The sequence below is a fragment of the Pseudomonas sp. SIMBA_067 genome (assembly GCF_046534675.1).
Classification (GTDB): domain Bacteria; phylum Pseudomonadota; class Gammaproteobacteria; order Pseudomonadales; family Pseudomonadaceae; genus Aquipseudomonas; species Aquipseudomonas putida.
Window position 1 is genome coordinate 1 of sequence record NZ_JAWRYH010000693.1, and the last position, 260, is coordinate 260.

Here is a 260-nt window from a genome sequence, read left to right on the forward strand (position 1 = left end):
TAAGTTCCCTGTTACCTGAGTGCAGGCAACAGGGAACTTATCATCGCAAATGATGCACCACCTGATTGCTGCTGCCGCGCCAGATCAGGGAAGGGTCTTTTAAATCCTGCACAAATTTGCCGTCGACCAGTACGTTAATCAAATCAACAACCTGCATTTGCGCAGCGTTGAGTTCGTCGAGTTTATAGCCTGTCCACACCCAGATGTCTTTACCCGGACACTCGGCGCGGATGCGTTTTACCAGTTTCAGAATATCCGGC

Annotated in this window: 1 protein-coding gene; it reads right to left on the reverse strand. The window is 50.0% G+C overall.

The window, feature by feature from the left end; genetic code table 11:
- Positions 1 to 40 precede the first annotated feature (40 nt).
- On the reverse strand, positions 41 to 260 hold a 220-nt coding region (locus SB765_RS30915), incomplete at its 5' end, for a 4Fe-4S cluster-binding domain-containing protein (protein ID WP_410932659.1).